The sequence below is a fragment of the Pseudomonas sp. Tof1 genome, from assembly GCF_055390395.1.
In genome coordinates this window covers 3,691,314-3,706,692 of sequence record NZ_AP024344.1, presented here as the reverse complement: position 1 = coordinate 3,706,692, position 15,379 = coordinate 3,691,314, and the positions used below count along the sequence as shown (strand labels likewise).

Annotated in this window: 14 protein-coding genes and 3 pseudogenes; 12 read left to right on the top strand and 5 right to left on the bottom strand. The window is 62.8% G+C overall.

The features are described 5' to 3' along the window. Positions 1 to 47 precede the first annotated feature (47 nt). The gene (locus ACZ5KU_RS16520; protein WP_464735839.1) at positions 48 to 1,220 is read right to left on the bottom strand and encodes an alkaline phosphatase D family protein; all 1,173 of its coding nucleotides are present in this window, start codon (positions 1,218 to 1,220) and stop codon (positions 48 to 50) included. Between the two features lie 484 nt (positions 1,221 to 1,704). On the opposite strand from ACZ5KU_RS16520, the gene ACZ5KU_RS16515 reads away from it, so the two are divergent. Further along, positions 1,705 to 2,862, top strand: coding sequence for an MFS transporter (locus ACZ5KU_RS16515; RefSeq protein ID WP_464735838.1), 1,158 nt, complete (start codon positions 1,705 to 1,707; stop codon positions 2,860 to 2,862). 36 nt (positions 2,863 to 2,898) lie between these two features. Here ACZ5KU_RS16515 and ACZ5KU_RS16510 read toward each other — a convergent pair whose 3' ends face one another. Both ACZ5KU_RS16510 and ACZ5KU_RS16505 read right to left on the bottom strand, forming a co-directional pair. Next, positions 2,899 to 3,759: an EamA family transporter gene (locus tag ACZ5KU_RS16510; protein ID WP_464735837.1), complete on the bottom strand. Its 861-nt coding sequence runs from the start codon at positions 3,757 to 3,759 to the stop codon at positions 2,899 to 2,901. Beyond that, entirely contained in the window at positions 3,759 to 4,643 is an 885-nt protein-coding gene (locus tag ACZ5KU_RS16505; RefSeq protein ID WP_416769078.1) for a MurR/RpiR family transcriptional regulator, read from the bottom strand. The genes ACZ5KU_RS16510 and ACZ5KU_RS16505 overlap by 1 nt, the downstream gene beginning before the upstream one ends. Before the next feature lie 85 nt (positions 4,644 to 4,728). Here ACZ5KU_RS16505 and ACZ5KU_RS16500 point away from each other — a divergent pair, with 85 nt between their 5' ends. The 3 genes from ACZ5KU_RS16500 (at position 4,729) to ACZ5KU_RS16490 (ending at position 6,665) form a co-directional block, all read left to right on the top strand. Further along, positions 4,729 to 5,466, top strand: coding sequence for an oxidoreductase (locus tag ACZ5KU_RS16500; RefSeq protein WP_464735836.1), 738 nt, complete (start codon positions 4,729 to 4,731; stop codon positions 5,464 to 5,466). Beyond that, a complete protein-coding gene (locus tag ACZ5KU_RS16495; RefSeq protein ID WP_464735835.1) occupies positions 5,463 to 5,624 on the top strand; it encodes a ketopantoate reductase C-terminal domain-containing protein in 162 nt (53 codons plus the stop codon). Before ACZ5KU_RS16500 ends, ACZ5KU_RS16495 begins: the two co-directional genes overlap by 4 nt. A gap of 114 nt (positions 5,625 to 5,738) precedes the next feature. Continuing rightward, a complete protein-coding gene (locus tag ACZ5KU_RS16490) occupies positions 5,739 to 6,665 on the top strand; it encodes a hypothetical protein (RefSeq protein WP_464735834.1) in 927 nt (308 codons plus the stop codon). A 272-nt stretch (positions 6,666 to 6,937) separates the two neighbouring features. Here the strand turns inward: ACZ5KU_RS16490 and ACZ5KU_RS16485 are convergent, their stop codons facing one another. Continuing rightward, the gene (locus tag ACZ5KU_RS16485) at positions 6,938 to 7,396 is read right to left on the bottom strand and encodes a winged helix-turn-helix transcriptional regulator (protein ID WP_273822980.1); all 459 of its coding nucleotides are present in this window, start codon (positions 7,394 to 7,396) and stop codon (positions 6,938 to 6,940) included. A 97-nt stretch (positions 7,397 to 7,493) separates the two neighbouring features. On the opposite strand from ACZ5KU_RS16485, the gene ACZ5KU_RS16480 reads away from it, so the two are divergent. After that, positions 7,494 to 8,435: an aromatic alcohol reductase gene (locus ACZ5KU_RS16480; protein ID WP_054062463.1), complete on the top strand. Its 942-nt coding sequence runs from the start codon at positions 7,494 to 7,496 to the stop codon at positions 8,433 to 8,435. Positions 8,436 to 8,587: 152 nt separating this feature from the next. Here the strand turns inward: ACZ5KU_RS16480 and ACZ5KU_RS16475 are convergent, their stop codons facing one another. Next, positions 8,588 to 8,800: a protein L gene (locus ACZ5KU_RS16475; protein WP_239688016.1), complete on the bottom strand. Its 213-nt coding sequence runs from the start codon at positions 8,798 to 8,800 to the stop codon at positions 8,588 to 8,590. Positions 8,801 to 8,880: 80 nt separating this feature from the next. Here ACZ5KU_RS16475 and ACZ5KU_RS16470 point away from each other — a divergent pair, with 80 nt between their 5' ends. The 7 genes and pseudogenes from ACZ5KU_RS16470 (at position 8,881) to ACZ5KU_RS16440 (ending at position 15,372) form a co-directional block, all read left to right on the top strand. After that, positions 8,881 to 10,344 (top strand): methyl-accepting chemotaxis protein, encoded by a 1,464-nt coding sequence (locus ACZ5KU_RS16470; protein ID WP_464735833.1) that lies wholly within the window; start codon positions 8,881 to 8,883, stop codon positions 10,342 to 10,344. 9 nt (positions 10,345 to 10,353) lie between these two features. After that, entirely contained in the window at positions 10,354 to 10,722 is a 369-nt protein-coding gene (locus ACZ5KU_RS16465; RefSeq protein ID WP_017905089.1) for a response regulator, read from the top strand. 24 nt (positions 10,723 to 10,746) lie between these two features. After that, positions 10,747 to 11,034 carry an STAS domain-containing protein gene (locus tag ACZ5KU_RS16460; RefSeq protein ID WP_054059319.1) on the top strand — a complete coding sequence of 96 codons (288 nt, stop codon included), beginning with the start codon at positions 10,747 to 10,749 and terminating at the stop codon, positions 11,032 to 11,034. Positions 11,035 to 11,141: 107 nt separating this feature from the next. Further along, positions 11,142 to 11,291: pseudogene (locus ACZ5KU_RS16455) on the top strand (Hpt domain-containing protein); the annotation flags it as partial. A 252-nt stretch (positions 11,292 to 11,543) separates the two neighbouring features. Further along, positions 11,544 to 13,114, top strand: a pseudogene (locus tag ACZ5KU_RS16450) (chemotaxis protein CheA); the annotation flags it as partial. 29 nt (positions 13,115 to 13,143) lie between these two features. Further along, the gene (locus ACZ5KU_RS16445; RefSeq protein WP_464735832.1) at positions 13,144 to 14,832 is read left to right on the top strand and encodes a methyl-accepting chemotaxis protein; all 1,689 of its coding nucleotides are present in this window, start codon (positions 13,144 to 13,146) and stop codon (positions 14,830 to 14,832) included. 1 nt (position 14,833) lies between these two features. Beyond that, positions 14,834 to 15,372, top strand: a pseudogene (locus ACZ5KU_RS16440) (chemotaxis protein CheW). Positions 15,373 to 15,379 lie beyond the last annotated feature (7 nt).

Here is a 15,379-nt window from a genome sequence, read left to right as displayed (position 1 = left end):
ACCCCTGACTTCATCCTTGAGGCTGGCCCACTGGTCCAGCACCGGCGTTACGCACAGGCTGCTTGGGAACAGATGACTTCGGTCAGCGTGGTCCTGCCGGTACGGGTATGTACCGCTTGGGCAACCCGACTCCAGTGCACGTCGCCAGTGAGGAACACCACCTGGATGCCGTATTCGGCCAGGTTTTCGAGCACCTTCATCAGTACGGCGAACTGTTGCTGATAGTTCGGCAGTTCGGCGTCCATCAATTTGCCGAACCGTGCCGGTTCGCAGAACAGGGTTTGCCCGGTGGCCAGCAGCCCTATGTGGGGTGTGCCGGCTTTCTTGTGGTCGATCAGTTGCTGTTCCCAGTCCCTGAGGGCCTGTTCGGTCTGCTCGGTCATCAGGCCCACGGGGCTGTCGAAGTCGAGCTGGCGATGGCTGCGGGTATCGATGAACAGCATGCACAGCGGCTCTATGTCCAGTCTCGTCCAGGGCCGATGGTTGTTGGGCGAGCCGCCTTGTTGGTAATCCTGGTACAGCTCTCGAGCAGCGTCGTCCCAGAAGTTCAGACCGGTAGGGGTTGGGGCGTGTTGGGTGCCTTTTTTCCAGAATTGCTCCCACGGATAGTTGTTCCAATACTCGTGGTCGTCCGGCAGGCACACGGCCGGGGCCTTGCTCAGGGCCTGCTGCAAACCACTCTGGCCGCTGAGCTCCGACAGCCAGTTACGTCTGTACTTGGCAGAAATGTCGCTGCGTAGGCCGGCTGCCGTGGAGGGCATGTCGTCCAGTGGTGGCTGGTCGAGGTAGACCTGGTCACCGGCGAACAGGGACATGTCCGGCTGCTGCGGAAGGCGTTGAATGAAACGACCCACATCCACCGGGTCGGTGCCGACGCAATAGCACGACGTCAGCAGGATCTTGAACGAGCCATGGGGAGCCGAGGGGACCTTGTCCGGTAATGAGCGCACACGCAGGAAATAGGGGGCGGCCACGTTGCCAGCTTCTACCCGAATGCGGTGTTCGATGCCCGGGCCCAGGGCGGTGAAGCTGAAGATGCCCTGATGATTCACCTGGGCGCCATCACGAATAGGGAATAGCCCTTGGGTCTCTGTCGGCTGCCAGGGTGCTCCGTCCAGCTGGAAGCTGACCTTGGGCGGGTGAGTCGTGTCGAACAGCCCCACCCACAGCCTGATTTCATCAGGAGGGGCGAGCAGGGGGCGCGCCATCAGCCGGGACATCCTTTCCTCCTACGGCCAAAAGGCCCGGATGCGGTTGATGGGAGACGACGAAAACAGGGCTGGCCCAGGCTCGGGGTGAGGGCGCGACTGCCGGCTGGGGTCGTATGGAGTCGAAGACATGCTTACCCTCCCTGGCAAGTTGGCTTGGTAACCGGCAAGGGCGTTAGCCCGTCGTCTGTAGCGTTGAATCTAGTTCATGTCTTTTCGTTGGGGGCTGGCCGTCTGTCGGCACGCTGCGGTGCGCACTGCTGAATTCGTCGGCGTGGGGGCAGCGTTTCCAGTCGGTAGGCGAGTTGAGGTCAATACGATCACCTGGCTCTGTCTGTTCGCCTTCACCTGATAACATGGGGTTTTGGGCTCGATTGATATCAAGAACTTCACCGCGTCGTTTGCGTGTACCAGGTCGATGCCGGGGGGCGATAGCCAGGTGGTGATGAACAACACAGCTTCTACACGTGGTTTGACGGCTCTGACGTGCGCGCTGATGCTGAGCCAGTTCTTCCGTACCTGCCTCGGCGTCATGGCCCCTGAAATCCAGGCGGATCTGGACCTCTCGCCGGCGGGGTTCGGCCTGCTGTCATCCTGCTTCTTTCTCGCCTTCGGATTTGCGCAGATCCCTGTCGGCATAGCCTTTGATCGCTATGGCGTAGGAGGGCCCACACGACTGTTGATGACCCTTGGGGTGCTCAGCGCCGTGCTGTTTGTCTGCGCGCCTGGCGGCCTCACCGCCATGGTGGCGCAGGCCGGATTGGGGCTTGCCTGCGCCCCCATTTTCATGGGGCTGATGCACTACGCGGCCGAGGTTCTGCCGCCTGATCGTTATGTTCCGTTCGTCAGCCGTACCAATGCGCTCGGCATGCTGGGCGCGCTGTGTGCCACGGCCCCCCTGGGCTGGGTCATACAGGGCATCGGATGGCGCTCATCGATGGCGATCGCGGCCCTGGTCTTTGCCGTCGTCACCCTGAGCATATGGCGAAGCGTACAGGACCGGGGGCAAGCCCGGGAGCACAGCGAGAGCCCGACGGAAATGCTCCGGGCCAGTCTGAGCCTGCTGGCCATGCCGGCGCTCTGGACCATCATCCCGATGTGCATCGCCATGGCGGCGGGCACCTCATTCAGGAACGCCTGGGGAGGCCCCTACCTGGCCAGTGTCTTCGAGCTGGACATCGGTTCTCGAGGGTTGGCCCTGGCCGTTCTGAGTGTGGGGGCTTTCTGTGTGGCCGGGCTGATGTCCTGGTTGGTCCAACGCTACGCGGTGCGCTCAACCGTCTTGAACTGGACGCTGATGACGTTCCTCGCCGCGATCGCGCTGGTGATCTGGCCGCAGGCTGGGGTGATGACCGACGTGGGCCTGCTGGCCTTGCTGGCGACGATCGGGGTGCTCCATCCACTGGTGATGTCCCATGCCCGCAACCTGCTCAAGCCTTCGCTCAGGGGGCGCGGGCTTGGTCTGCTCAATGGGTTTGTGTTCCTCGGTTCGGCTTTTGCCTCATGGGCCTATGGCCTGATTGCCGCCGATGGGCTGCACCGCGGCCTGCCCGATGCGTCGATCTACAGCGAGATATTTGCCTTTTCGGCAGCGCTGATGCTGGTTGGGGGACTGGCCTATGCCTTCAGCCCCCGGCGGTCTTTGCAGAACTGAAGGGGACTGGCCCCGAGAAAGCCTGGCGGGCCTTGCTCACAGGCTGATCGCCACGATTCCGGCCAGCACGATCACCGCCCCGGTGACGCGACGGGTGAGATTACCCTCGCGAAAGAGCCAGTACGCGAGGAAAGAGCCGATGACAATGGACGACTCGCGCAGAGGCGCGACAAGGGCCACCGGCGCGCTCAGCATGGCCGTGAGAACGAGGACGTAGGCCAGCGGCGAGAGCACGGCGACGATGAGGATCGGCACCGCGTCGGCACGCAGGACGGCAGGGATCCGATGCCGGCGCCGCAGCGCCACGGGGGTCAGCATCAGGCATTGCAGCAGGAGTGTGCCGGCGTAATAGCTCAGCGGCGCCAGGTGCCACGAGGTGACCGAATAGCTGTCCCAGAGGGTGTAACTGGCAATGGTGGCACCCGTTGCTCCTCCCCAGAGCACCCCCGGCCGCGCCAGGCTGTTTGCGCTTCTGAACAGATTGCCGACAACGACGAGAATACCCACGACGATGAGCAACGCGCCGAACATCGCGACCACGGTGATCCGCTCCCCCAGCAGGAGCACCGCGACCAGCATCGTCAGCATGGGCCCCGTGCCGCGGGCGACGGAATAGACCACCCCCAGCTCTGCGCGCTGGTAACCGGCCTGCAGGATAAGGGAGTAGGCGATGTGCAATGTCGCCGAGACGGCGCAGCCCACCACGAACCGCCAATCGAACACCTGCTCACCCATGACCATGAGTGCAATGCCAATCGGCACGCAGAGCAGCGCCGAGGCGCAGCTATAGGCCCAGACGAACAGATAGGTGTCTTCGCGCTTGTATTTGGAGGCGATGTTCCACAGCGCATGGGCTGTCGCCGCGACGAGGACGAGCGCGACAGTGCCCGCGTTCATCAGTTGATGTCGGGCAGGTCGATGCCTGCCCGCTCGGCCCGACGGCTGCGCTGCGGGTCGCGCAGGGCGATGCCCGCGACCAGCGCGTCAATCACCACGAGTTGGGCCAGCCGGCTTCCCGCTGCGGCCATCTGCGCCGGCAGTGGCGCTCCGCCGACCACCAGCGCGATATCCGCGAGGGTCGCCAGTGGCGTGCCGTACTGGTTGGTGATGGCAATGAGCGAGGCCCCGGCAGAGGCGGCTGCATCGGCGATGGCGAGCGTGGATGAAGTGCGTCCGGTCGAACTGACGGCGATGACGACATCACCCGGGCCCAGGAGGCGGGTGGCGATCATCGCCGACAGGTAGTCCGGGATGCTGATAGTCGTGACGCCGACCGCGCGCAGGCGGAAGACGGCGTCGGCGGCGACCGTGGAGGAGGGGCCGGCGCCGAATGCAATCACCTGTCGTCCTGACAGGAGTGTATTGACCGCCTTGTCGAGCGCAGCGAGTTCGAGGGCCCCGCCGAGTGCGGTCAGGGCGTCGGTACCGGCGCGAATGGACGTCTCCAGCACGGCGGCCGACGTCGCGTCCGCGGCGAGGGCTTCTGGCGGTGCGAAGAACCTGGTGGTGCCGCGGGCGCGGGCGATCTCTATCTTCAGTTCGGCGAAGCCGCCGAACCCGATCGCACGCACCGCGCGAATCACGCTCGGCGGCGATACACCGGCCCGGGCGGCAACCTGCGCGGTCGTGCTGGCCCCGACGAACAGGGGATCGGCGAGCAGGACCGCGACGACCTTCGCTTCGCTTGCAGCCAGGCCACCACTACGGGCCTGAATGCTTCCGATCAATTGTCCCAAACGCTCGGCGTCGCCTGTAATATGGTTACTATTTTCCTTTGTCATGCGTAATAGATTACAGTTGCCGGGTTGATAGCACAATCACTGTATGAACCGGTGTTCCGCCTCAGACTCGAAGGAGTGCGTTTCAATGAACCCCACCATCAAAACAACCGTCGCTGTCCTGGGGCCGGGTGCGATCGGCACCACGATCGCCGCGGCGCTGCACGAAGTCGGCCGGACGCCGTTGCTGTGTGGACGTACGCCCCGCGACAGCCTGACGCTGCACGATGGCGATCGACTGATCGTCGTGCCCGGCCCGGTGCAGACGGATCCCGCGCCGATGGATCGACCGGTCGACCTGGTGTTTCTCGCGGTCAAGGCGACTCAAACCGCGGCGGCTGCACAATGGCTGGCGGCGTTGAGTGGTCCGCAAACCGTCGTATGTGTCCTGCAGAATGGGATCGAGCAGTTGGAGAGCGTCACCCCGCATTGCCCGCAGGCGCGCGTCGTTCCCGCGGTGGTGTGGTTCCCGGCCCAGACGCAAGCCGATGGTTCGGTACGCTTGCGTGGCGACGTGCACATCAGCCTGCCAGACGCATCGGCCTCCCACGGGGTGGCGCAGGTACTGCAAGGCACCCGATGCTCGGTGGATCTGGCCCCGGATTTCAAGGCTCTGGCGTGGCGCAAACTGATGCAGAACGCGGCGGCCGGCCTCATGGCGCTCACGCACCGTCGTTTGGGCATGTTCAGCCGGCCCGACATGGCCAGGCTCGCCCTGGACTATCTGCAGGAGTGTCTGGCCGTGGCACGCGCCGAGGGTGCCGAACTGGGCGATGAGGTGCCACAGGCGATCCTCGAGAAGTTTCAGGCAGCCCCGCCGACATGAGCACCTCCATCCTGACGGATCGCGAAGCGGGTCGGCCACTCGAATGGGATATCCGCAACGGTGTCATTGCGCGTCGCGGCCGGGCTCTCGGTGTTCCGACGCCCATCAGCGATGTCCTGGTGCCGCTTCTCGCCGCCGCAAGCGAGGGCCCTGGCTGATCCAGCGGCGCGGGCTGATCGCCGATAATGCTGCCGCCCTTTGACCAGGCGGCAGATTTTTATCCCGGAGTGTGAATCAATAGCCCCCCTCACAGACCAGTAAAGGTGATAGGAATGTTTGACTTCAGCCTGCTCGGGAAGAGCCGATTCGTGCGGCCTGGACCCTTGTGCCTGTTAGCGGTCTTGACGCTGCATGCTTCTTTCTCAAGTGCCCATGCAGTGGATACGCAGCCCGCTCTGGCCGATTCAGGCGCGACCAAAGACGGCTCCACAATGAACGACATTCCACCGCGCCTCCAGTGGACAGCGAACTATGGCTATTGCGGCGAGACAGCATTCATCAGCGCCGGGCTCTACTATGGCCAGTACGTTTCCCAGTTCGATACTCGTGCAATTGCCAGCCCGAATATCAACCAATCGAAACGGGGTAGCCAGCTCCTGTTGGGCGTGAATGATGGGGCCACCGCCGCTCAGATGCGCTTGAAGTCTGTCGAGTGGGACAGCGTTACCACGCCGAACGCCAATGAATTCCTGGCATGGATCAAGGGTAATGTGCTGTCGGGCTATCCGGTCATCATGGGCGTTTACGAAAATCTTTCCAAATTCGAAGTCTCCGGAGATGAACGGGCAGGTGATGATGAGTACGACCATATCGTGCCCGTCATCGGTGTTTCGTCCACAGGGCCAGCCAACCAGTCGGCTACCTACCAGGCCGATGACATCATTACGTTCAGCGATAATGGCCTTTGGTCGCCTGATGGACCGCCGGCCTATCTTTATCGCTTCAAGTTCGGCGCCTTTCAGGCGAGCCGCCAGGAGGCCAATAATGAAAATCGACCGGTGTATTCCTTGCCTCGCGGCGGAAAAAACTATGCTGTGGCCATTACCGGAATCATCGACCGGGACGGGCAGACTCTGCCGGTTCGTCTGACCACCGACGTGAACGAAGAAAGGCCCGTGATGGGCGCCGGTTCGAACACCCGCCCTGCATCGGCGAGGGTCAACCTGACCGTCACGGTGTCGGGCTCACCCCTGGCGTGACGTACACCCTGTACCGCTACGACAGCTTCGACAAGGTGCCCGACGCAGGTTTTAACAAACGAGCGTCCATGGCGGATAAACAGTGGAAAATCAACATCCAGACGGGGTCGACCTACGTGTTGAACGAAACAATACGTTCCGATCAGGTAGCTGTATATCGAGCCGTTCCAGTTACGGCTCCATGAGCCATCTATGCAGAACGGGCATAGATCCAAATGGTCGGGCCGCGCAGAAATGGGGGCAGGGTAAGCCGTTGCTTGTAACGCAAACGATTACTCGGATGTTTCCGGATCGGATGGCATTGACGTGGGGACCTGCCATGAAGGTTTTTTGCCATCCTGGCTGTCGAAAAGGCGACGCGCCTTGCGGAAATCCTCGACGTTTTCGACGACCCAAGTCCAGATAGGGGACATACGCAGCAACAGTCCCCTACCCAGCGGTGTCAGCTCATACTCCACGCGGGGCGGGATTTCACCGAACTCCCGCCGGATCAGCAGACCGTCCCGCTCCATGGCGCGTAGCGTCTTGGTCAACATTCGCTGAGTCACACCCGCCATCTGCCTCTTGAGCTCGGCATGGCGCATCTTACCGTACACCCCCAAGGCATGCAGGATACCCAATGACCAGCGGCTCCCAGCGTGAGCGAGGACTTCCCGCCTGACGCCGTCATCCTCCTCTCTAAGGGTCTGGCAGATAGCTTCTGCCCGGCTGAGAGTTTCATGATCGGTCATTCGTCCCCCCTGGTATCACGCGTGTGCCTTCTTACGAGTGCTGCCTGAATCGTGCAGCATTCGCGCATCCTACAGGCAACAGGTCCCAGGAGAAATCATGACCGAAGTGACCCAGCTTTCCCCCCAATCCATTCTTGTTCTAGGCGCCGGCGAACTTGGCCTTCCGGTTTTGCGCAATCTCGCGCGAGTGGCAAAGCGTAAACCCGGCTCCACCCTCAGCGTCCTGCTCAGGGATTCGACCATCCACACCCAGGTGGCTGAGAAAAAGCGGGAAATCGATGAGCTTCGGCACCTGGGCATCCAGATGGTCGCCGCAGACCTGGTGAATGATTCAATCGATCAGTTGGCTGAAGTGTTCGCACGGTTCGATACCGTCATCGGCTGCGCCGGCATGGTCGCAGGTAGGGAAACCCCGATGAAATTAGCGACGGCAGCCCTCAAGTCCGGCGTGAAGCGCTACTTCCCGTGGCAGTTTGGCGTCGACTTCGAGGTGATCGGCCGGGGCAGCCCGCAGGACCTGTTCGATGCCCAGCTCGATGTGCGCGAGTTGCTTCGCGCCCAGGACAAGACGGAATGGGTCATCATCTCGACGGGCATGTTCACCAGCTTCCTTTTCGAGCCTGTATTCGAGGTGGTCGACTTCGAAAACGACACGGTGAACGCGCTGGGCAGTCTTGCCAACAGTGTGACGCTCACGACGCCAGACGACATTGGTGCGCTGACAGCGGAAATCGTTTTCTTCGAACCTCGCTTGCGCAACCAGATCGTCTACCTATCCGGCGACACTGTGACGTACGCCGAGCTTGCGAGCCTACTCGAACACGTACTGGGACGCCCATTCAAACGTAACGTGTGGACGGTTCCGTACCTGCTTCAGGCGTTGGAGAAAGACCCCACTCATCACATCAAGAAGTACCGCGCGGTGTTCGCCCAGGGCAGGGGCGTGTCATGGCCCAAAGCGGGCACTTTCAACGAGCAGCAGTCGATTCGAGTCACCACCGCCGAGGCGTGGGCTCGGGAAAACCTGGCGGGCCGTTGAGTGCAATAGCCAGTCGCTTGAGGTCCCCGCGGAGGAGGGCGTAGGCCCATGGCGAAACCCACTGGCGAAGAACCCGGCCGGCCTGCCGATGCCTCCCGGTGGGCGCTCTGCTCAAGCATGCTGCCTGGCCACGGGCCGTAGCAGCCACCAGGCTAGTGGGCGGTCTTGACCACCAGGCGCCAGTGCACGCCCACCTTCTGGTCCGAGTGCCGGTGCTGGTTCCGGGGAGGGAAGTGGTCACCCTTGCGGGCGCTCAGTTCCTTGCCACATCCGGTGCAGAGATAGATGCCGGAGACCGGGACCGCAGCGTCGAATTCGTAGCTCAGATTCCACTCGTCCGAGTCACCCAGAAGTGCCATGGCCATCTTTCGATCCCTCATATGATGATGTCTGACTGCATAACGCTACTACCGCTTGGCTCAGGCCGGTTACTGGCATTTTGTCCATGCTGGATGCCCTGACAGGGCGTTCCACAGGTCGGCTACCGGCTGCGGGACAACCGCGTCAGTACAAGGTTTTCAAGGACTTGGCCGTGGCGGCCACGAGGTTCGCTTCCGTGCCCCGGAGCAGTCGGTCGTGCTGTCCAATGGCCATAAACCAGACGGAAGGTACAGGGAAAAGGCTAAAGTGGAGGCATATCTCGCAGATAACTTCTATGTTGTCTGCATCGGCAGTGATATTCAAGGATCGAACTCATGACCCACCTCAGTCCAGCCTTGGTTCCGTTTCTGGTCATCCGCGTTTTCGCTGGTTCGCGTTCATCCCGGTGATACCTGCCGTTATCTGGATTCTCCTGCAATCAACGTCCCCGGCCAACCTGGCGGCCTGCGCGGTGCTGGTGCTGATCGGTTTGGGGGCCTGCGCCTGGAGTGCCGGCTCGGTGCGCGAGGTGCTGCGTCGTTCCACTGCGCGGGGCTTGGCGGAGCAGGGCAGTAAAAATGCAGAGCAAGACCTCATGGCTTCGCGGGCGAAGCTGGATGAGGTGTTGCTGGGGGCCATGCCGATCTGGGCCAAGCAGGTGGAAAGTTCGCGCCTGCAGACAGAGGAGGCGATTGTCAGCCTGGTCAATCGGTTCAGTGGTATCGCCACGCGCCTGGAGGAAACGGTACAAGCCTCGCAGCAGGCGGCTGGCGAACTCGATGGCCAGGCCGCCGACGGCGCGCTCAAGGTACTGGCCCGCAGCGACAGCGAACTGAGCCAGGTGATCGATTCGCTCAAGGCCACCCAGACCAGCCGGGACCAGATGCTCGGCCAGGTGCGGGGGCTTACCGCCTATACCGGCGAATTGCGCACCATGGCCGCCGATGTCGCGGCGATTGCCGCGCAAACCAACCTGCTGGCCCTCAATGCCGCGATCGAGGCGGCCCGTGCCGGTGAGGCCGGCCGAGGTTTTGCGGTGGTGGCCGATGCGGTGCGCAACCTGTCGAGCAAGTCGAGCGAGACCGGCCAGCAGATGTCGGCCAAGGTCGATATCATCAATAACGCCATCACCCAATTGGTGGAGGCTGCTTCCAGCAGCGCCGACCAGGACAGCCATTCGGTGGGTGAGTCCGAACAGAGCATCCAGCTGGTACTCGAACGCTTCCAGAACATCACCGGGCGCCTGGCCGACTCCGCCGACCTGCTCAAGCAGGAAAGCTACGGGATTCGCGACGAGTTGACCGATGTGCTGGTCAACCTGCAATTCCAGGACCGGGTCAGCCAGATCCTCAGCCACGTGCGCGACAACATCAGTGCCTTGCACGATCACCTGCAGCAGGTCAGCCAGGCGCCGGAACGGGCCGAGGCCATCGACGTGCGGCAGTGGCTGGCGAGCATGGAGTCCACCTACGCCACCGACGAACAGCGGCGCACGCATCATGGTGCGGTCGCCACTCAGCAGACTTCACAAGACATTACCTTCTTTTAGGAGCCCATCATGGCGAAGAACGTATTAGTGGTCGACGATTCCAGCAGTGTGCGGCAGGTGGTTGGAATCGCCCTGAAAGGCGCCGGTTACGACGTGATCGAGGCGAGCGATGGCAAGGACGCGCTGAGCAAGCTCACCGGGCAGAAGGTGCACCTGATCATCAGTGACGTGAACATGCCGAACATGGACGGCATCACCTTCGTCAAGGAGGTGAAGAAACTGGCCAACTACAAGTTCACGCCTATCATCATGCTGACCACGGAGTCGCAGGAATCGAAGAAGGCCGAAGGCCAGGCCGCCGGTGCCAAGGCCTGGGTGGTCAAGCCGTTCCAGCCGGCGCAGATGCTGGCGGCGGTTTCCAAACTGATCCTGCCCTGACACTCCGATCGTGAGGAGGCTGCCATGTCCGTCACCCATGAAATCGTCGACGATACAGCTCGTGTCGGCATCGAAGGCGAGCTGACCATCTACACGGTCGCCGAGCTGGCGTCTGTGCTGTTGCCGAAGATTGGCGCGGCGCCGCGCCTGGAGCTGGACCTGTCGCAGGTCACCGAAATGGACGGTGCCGGGTTGCAGTTGCTGGCGGTAATCGAGCGTGAAGCCGGCCTCGGCGGTACGGCCCTGAGCCTGACCGGCAAGAGTCAGACGGTCATGCAAACGCTTCAACTCTGTCGCCGCAGCGCCTTGTAGCCGGCGCCGCGACCGTTTATCGATCGACAAGGAACGTCCAGGTGAGCATCAATCTCGATCAGGCACAGCAGACTTTCATCGTGGAGGCGCGTGAACTGTTGCAGACCATGGAGCAATCCCTGCTGCAACTGGAAAGCGAGCCTGGCGATCAGGATGCCATCGGCGCGATTTTCCGCGCGGCGCACACCATCAAGGGCTCTGCCGGCCTGTTCGGCCTCACGCCAATCGTCAGCTTTACCCATATCGTCGAGGATGTGCTCGATCGCCTGCGCGATGACAGTGTGGCCGTGGACGCCGCGCTGATCGCGCTGCTGCTCAAGTGCGGCGACCATATGCTTGAGCTGATCGAGGTGGTCGCCAACCGCGGCGAGGCGCTCGAACCGGCGGCGCTGGAGCGGGAAGCGGCCTTGCGGGCGGCGCTGAGTGTCTACCAGGCGCCTGCCGAGGCTGTCGAGCACGTTGAAGTCGCTGCAGCCGAAGCGGATGCGGGCACCCACGACGAGGTGCCCTGGCACATCTCCTTGCGCTTCGGCGTGGACGTGTTCCGTAATGGCATGGACCCCCTGTCGTTCCTGCGCTACCTCGATACCCTGGGGCGGATGACCCAGGTGACCACCCTGACCGATGGCATCCCGGCCCTGGAAAGCTGGGATCCGGAGAGCTGCTACCTGGGTTTCGAGATCGACCTGTATTCCACCGCCGCCAGTCATGCCACCCTCAATGAAGTGTTCGACTTCGTGCGTGACGAGTGCGAAGTGCGCATCTTCATGGTTGATGAGGCCCCCGGGGACCCTGTTGGCAGGGATGTCGCGCTGTCTGAGCCGCAAGCCGCGCTTGCCGTCCCCAGCGCCTGCCGGCGGCCAGCAAATCCAAACCCCTGGATGGCAACTATGTGCGGGTCAATGCCGACAAGCTCGACGAGTTGATCAGCCTGGTCGGCGAGCTGGTGATCGCCAGCGCCGGCGCCAGCCTGCTGGCCCGCTCCTGCAACAACGATCCGTTGCAGGAGGCCACTTCGAGCGTGTCGGGGCTGGTGGAGGAGATCCTCGATGGCGCGCTGCACCTGCGCATGATTCCGATCGGCGACACGTTCAACCGCTTCCGGCGCGTGGTACGCGACGTCAGCCAGGAACTGGGCAAGGACATCGAGCTGATCATCAACGGTGCGGAAACCGAGCTGGACAAGACGGTGGTGGAGAAAATCGGCGATCCGCTGATGCACCTGCTGCGCAATGCCATGGACCACGGTATCGAAAGCGCCGAAGCCCGGCGTGCGGCCGGCAAGCCGAGCAAGGGCCACCTGAGCCTCAATGCCTATCACGACTCGGGGAGCATCGTCATCGAAATCGCCGACGACGGCGCCGGCCTGAACCGCGAGCGCATCCTGGCAAAGGCCCAGGAGCGTGGGCTGGTCGCCAGCGGTGCGGTGCTCACCGACCAGGAAATCTACAACCTGATCTTCGAGGCCGGCTTCTCCACCGCCGAGGCGGTGACCAACCTGTCCGGGCGCGGCGTGGGCATGGATGTGGTCAAGCGCAATATCACCCTGCTGCGGGGCACCGTCGACCTGGACAGTCGTCCTGGCGAGGGGACCGTGGTGCGCATTCGCCTGCCGCTGACCCTGGCGATCATCAATGGCTTCCTGGTGGGCCTGGACCACGCGACCTACGTGATCCCCCTGGACATGGTCCAGGAATGCGTCGAGCTGGATGAGCACCAGCGCCAATCCAGCCGCAGGCAGGGCTATCTGGACCTGCGAGGCGAGGTGTTGCCCCTGGTGGACCTGCGCGAACACTTCAGGCACGAGGGGCCAGCAGCCCGGCGGCAGAACGTGGTGGTGGTGCGCTATGCCGAACACAAGGCCGGCCTGGTGGTGGACGAGTTGCTCGGTGAGTTCCAGATCGTGATCAAACCCCTGGGCAAGCTGTTTGGCGCACTGCGTGGTATCAGCGGCTCGACCATCCTGGGCAGCGGTGCGGTGGCCCTGATTCTGGATATACCGGCCTTGCTCAGCCAGATCGTACAACTGGAGGCCCGTACGGCCCAGGCACCTTTGTCGTCTCCTGTCGTTGGTCGCTGAAGTCTTTGCATTTCCATGGAGGTTCCCCGATGAAATGGTTCTACAATCTGAAAATTTCAATCAAGCTGATCAGCTCTTTCCTGGTGGTCCTGGCGCTGACCGCAGCCATGGGAGCCTTCGCCATCGTCCAACTGGGCAGCGTCAACCAGGCGGCCCAGGACATCCGGGGCAACTGGATGCCCTCCATGCGCGCCGCAGCAGGCATGCGCTTTTATGCGGCCAACTACCGGCTGAAGGAAAACCGCCACATCTCCACGGAGGTGGCCGAGGAAAAGGCCCAGGCGGAACGCGAAGCCGCCGAGGCGCGCCAGCAGTTCGAAACCAGGCTCGACACCTACGAGAAACTGGTCTCGAACGACGAGGACCGTCAGCTTCTCGATAGCGTCAAGAGCGCCTGGGCCACTTACCTGGCGGGCAGTCAGAAAGTGTTCGAGCTGTCCCGGCAGAATGAGGAGGCTCAGGCCCGTGGCGTGCTGCGCGGCGAGTCCAAGGTGCATTTTGACGAGGTGACGGGGCGCCTGGAGAAAATGATCCTGCTCAACGACGCCGGCGCCACATCGGCGGGTGACAAGGGGGCGGCGTTGTACGAAAGCTCACGCCTGTCGATCGTTGCGGCCCTGATCGTGGCGCTGGTGGTCGGCCTGGGGCTGGCCCTGTTCATCGCCCGGATCATCTCGCGTCCGTTGCGCCATGCCGCGGCTGTCGCCGAGCATCTGGCCCAGGGCAACCTCAACGCCCATATCGAACCGGGCGCCAAGGACGAGACCGGCATGGTACTCAATGCCATGCGCAACATGGTCGGCAAACTGGCGCATATCATCGGCGACGTACGCAACGCGGCCGACAACCTGGCCAGCGCTTCGGAGCAGGTCAGCGCCACCGCGCAATCGATGAGCCAGGCCACCAGCGAACAGGCGGCCAGCGTCGAGGAAACCAGTGCCTCGGTGGAGCAGATGAGTGCCAGCATCAACCAGAACACCGAGAACGCCAAGGTCACCGATGGCATGGCCAGCAAGGCTGCCAAGGAAGCCACCGAGGGCGGCGAGTCGGTGCAGCAGACCGTGGTGGCGATGAAGAAGATCGCTCAGCGCATCAGCATCATCGATGACATCGCCTACCAGACCAATCTGCTTGCCCTCAATGCCGCCATCGAGGCCGCACGGGCCGGCGAGCATGGCAAGGGCTTCGCGGTGGTGGCTGCCGAGGTGCGCAAGCTGGCCGAGCGCAGCCAGGTGGCCGCCCAGGAGATCGGTGAGCTGTCCTCCAGCAGCGTGGACATGGCCGAGAAGGCCGGCAAGCTGCTCGATGAAATGGTGCCGTCGATCACCAAGACCTCCGACCTGGTGCAGGAAATCAGCGCCGCCTCCGAGGAACAGGCCGCCGGTGTCTCGCAGATCAACATGGCGATGACCCAGCTCAACCAGGTCACCCAGCAGAACGCCTCGAGCAGCGAGGAGTTGGCCGCCACCGCGGAAGAAATGAGCAGCCAGGCCGAGCAGTTGCAGCAGGCCATGAGCTTCTTCGTGCTCGATTCCACCGCCAGGGCCGCTCAGGTTCGCAGCCCCGACAACCCGGCCACGTGTCCGACCGCCAGGCTACGCGGCCAGTGGCGCAGGCACCGCGCAAGGCGTTCGCCCACAACATGGCCGAAGCCTTGGACGAATCGGAGTTCACCCGCTTCTGATCGCAGGATCGAGGCCGGCTCAAAGGGAGAATGACATGGGCGCTGTAATGACCACCCGCCACACTGCGATCGCGACAGACGAGGATGCGCAATACCTGACCTTCATACTCGGCGGCGAGATGTTCGCCCTCGGCATTCTGGGCATCAAGGAAATCATCGAGTACGGCAGCCTCACCGTGGTGCCGATGATGCCCGCCTTTGTGCGCGGCGTGATCAACCTGCGCGGTGCCGTGGTGCCGGTGGTGGACCTGTCGGCCCGCTTTGGCCGGGAAACCTCGACGATCACCCGGCGTTCCTGTGTGATCATCATCGAGGCCCGGAGCGAGGAGGGTGAGCCCCAGGACATCGGGTTGCTGGTGGACACCGTCTCTGCGGTGCAGGACATACCGGCCGACCAGATCGAACCGCCACCCAGCTTCGGTGCGCGGATTCGCGCCGATTTCATCAGCGGCATGGCCAAGGTCGACGGCAAGTTCGTGATCGTGCTGGCGGTGGACAAGGTGTTGTCGATTGACGAGATGTCCAGCCTCGCCGAGGTCGCCCAGGCACCGGGCTCGACCTGGACGCGCGTTAAGGTTCGA

Coding starts and splice junctions, on each gene's coding strand:
- ACZ5KU_RS16520 (WP_464735839.1), bottom strand. CDS start 1,220: ATGTCCCGGCTGATGGCGCGCCCCCTGCTCGCCCCTCCTGATGAAATC.
- ACZ5KU_RS16515 (WP_464735838.1), top strand. CDS start 1,705: ATGCTGAGCCAGTTCTTCCGTACCTGCCTCGGCGTCATGGCCCCTGAA.
- ACZ5KU_RS16510 (WP_464735837.1), bottom strand. CDS start 3,759: ATGAACGCGGGCACTGTCGCGCTCGTCCTCGTCGCGGCGACAGCCCAT.
- ACZ5KU_RS16505 (WP_416769078.1), bottom strand. CDS start 4,643: ATGACAAAGGAAAATAGTAACCATATTACAGGCGACGCCGAGCGTTTG.
- ACZ5KU_RS16500 (WP_464735836.1), top strand. CDS start 4,729: ATGAACCCCACCATCAAAACAACCGTCGCTGTCCTGGGGCCGGGTGCG.
- ACZ5KU_RS16495 (WP_464735835.1), top strand. CDS start 5,463: ATGAGCACCTCCATCCTGACGGATCGCGAAGCGGGTCGGCCACTCGAA.
- ACZ5KU_RS16490 (WP_464735834.1), top strand. CDS start 5,739: ATGTTTGACTTCAGCCTGCTCGGGAAGAGCCGATTCGTGCGGCCTGGA.
- ACZ5KU_RS16485 (WP_273822980.1), bottom strand. CDS start 7,396: ATGACCGATCATGAAACTCTCAGCCGGGCAGAAGCTATCTGCCAGACC.
- ACZ5KU_RS16480 (WP_054062463.1), top strand. CDS start 7,494: ATGACCGAAGTGACCCAGCTTTCCCCCCAATCCATTCTTGTTCTAGGC.
- ACZ5KU_RS16475 (WP_239688016.1), bottom strand. CDS start 8,800: ATGGCCATGGCACTTCTGGGTGACTCGGACGAGTGGAATCTGAGCTAC.
- ACZ5KU_RS16470 (WP_464735833.1), top strand. CDS start 8,881: ATGCTGGATGCCCTGACAGGGCGTTCCACAGGTCGGCTACCGGCTGCG.
- ACZ5KU_RS16465 (WP_017905089.1), top strand. CDS start 10,354: ATGGCGAAGAACGTATTAGTGGTCGACGATTCCAGCAGTGTGCGGCAG.
- ACZ5KU_RS16460 (WP_054059319.1), top strand. CDS start 10,747: ATGTCCGTCACCCATGAAATCGTCGACGATACAGCTCGTGTCGGCATC.
- ACZ5KU_RS16445 (WP_464735832.1), top strand. CDS start 13,144: ATGAAATGGTTCTACAATCTGAAAATTTCAATCAAGCTGATCAGCTCT.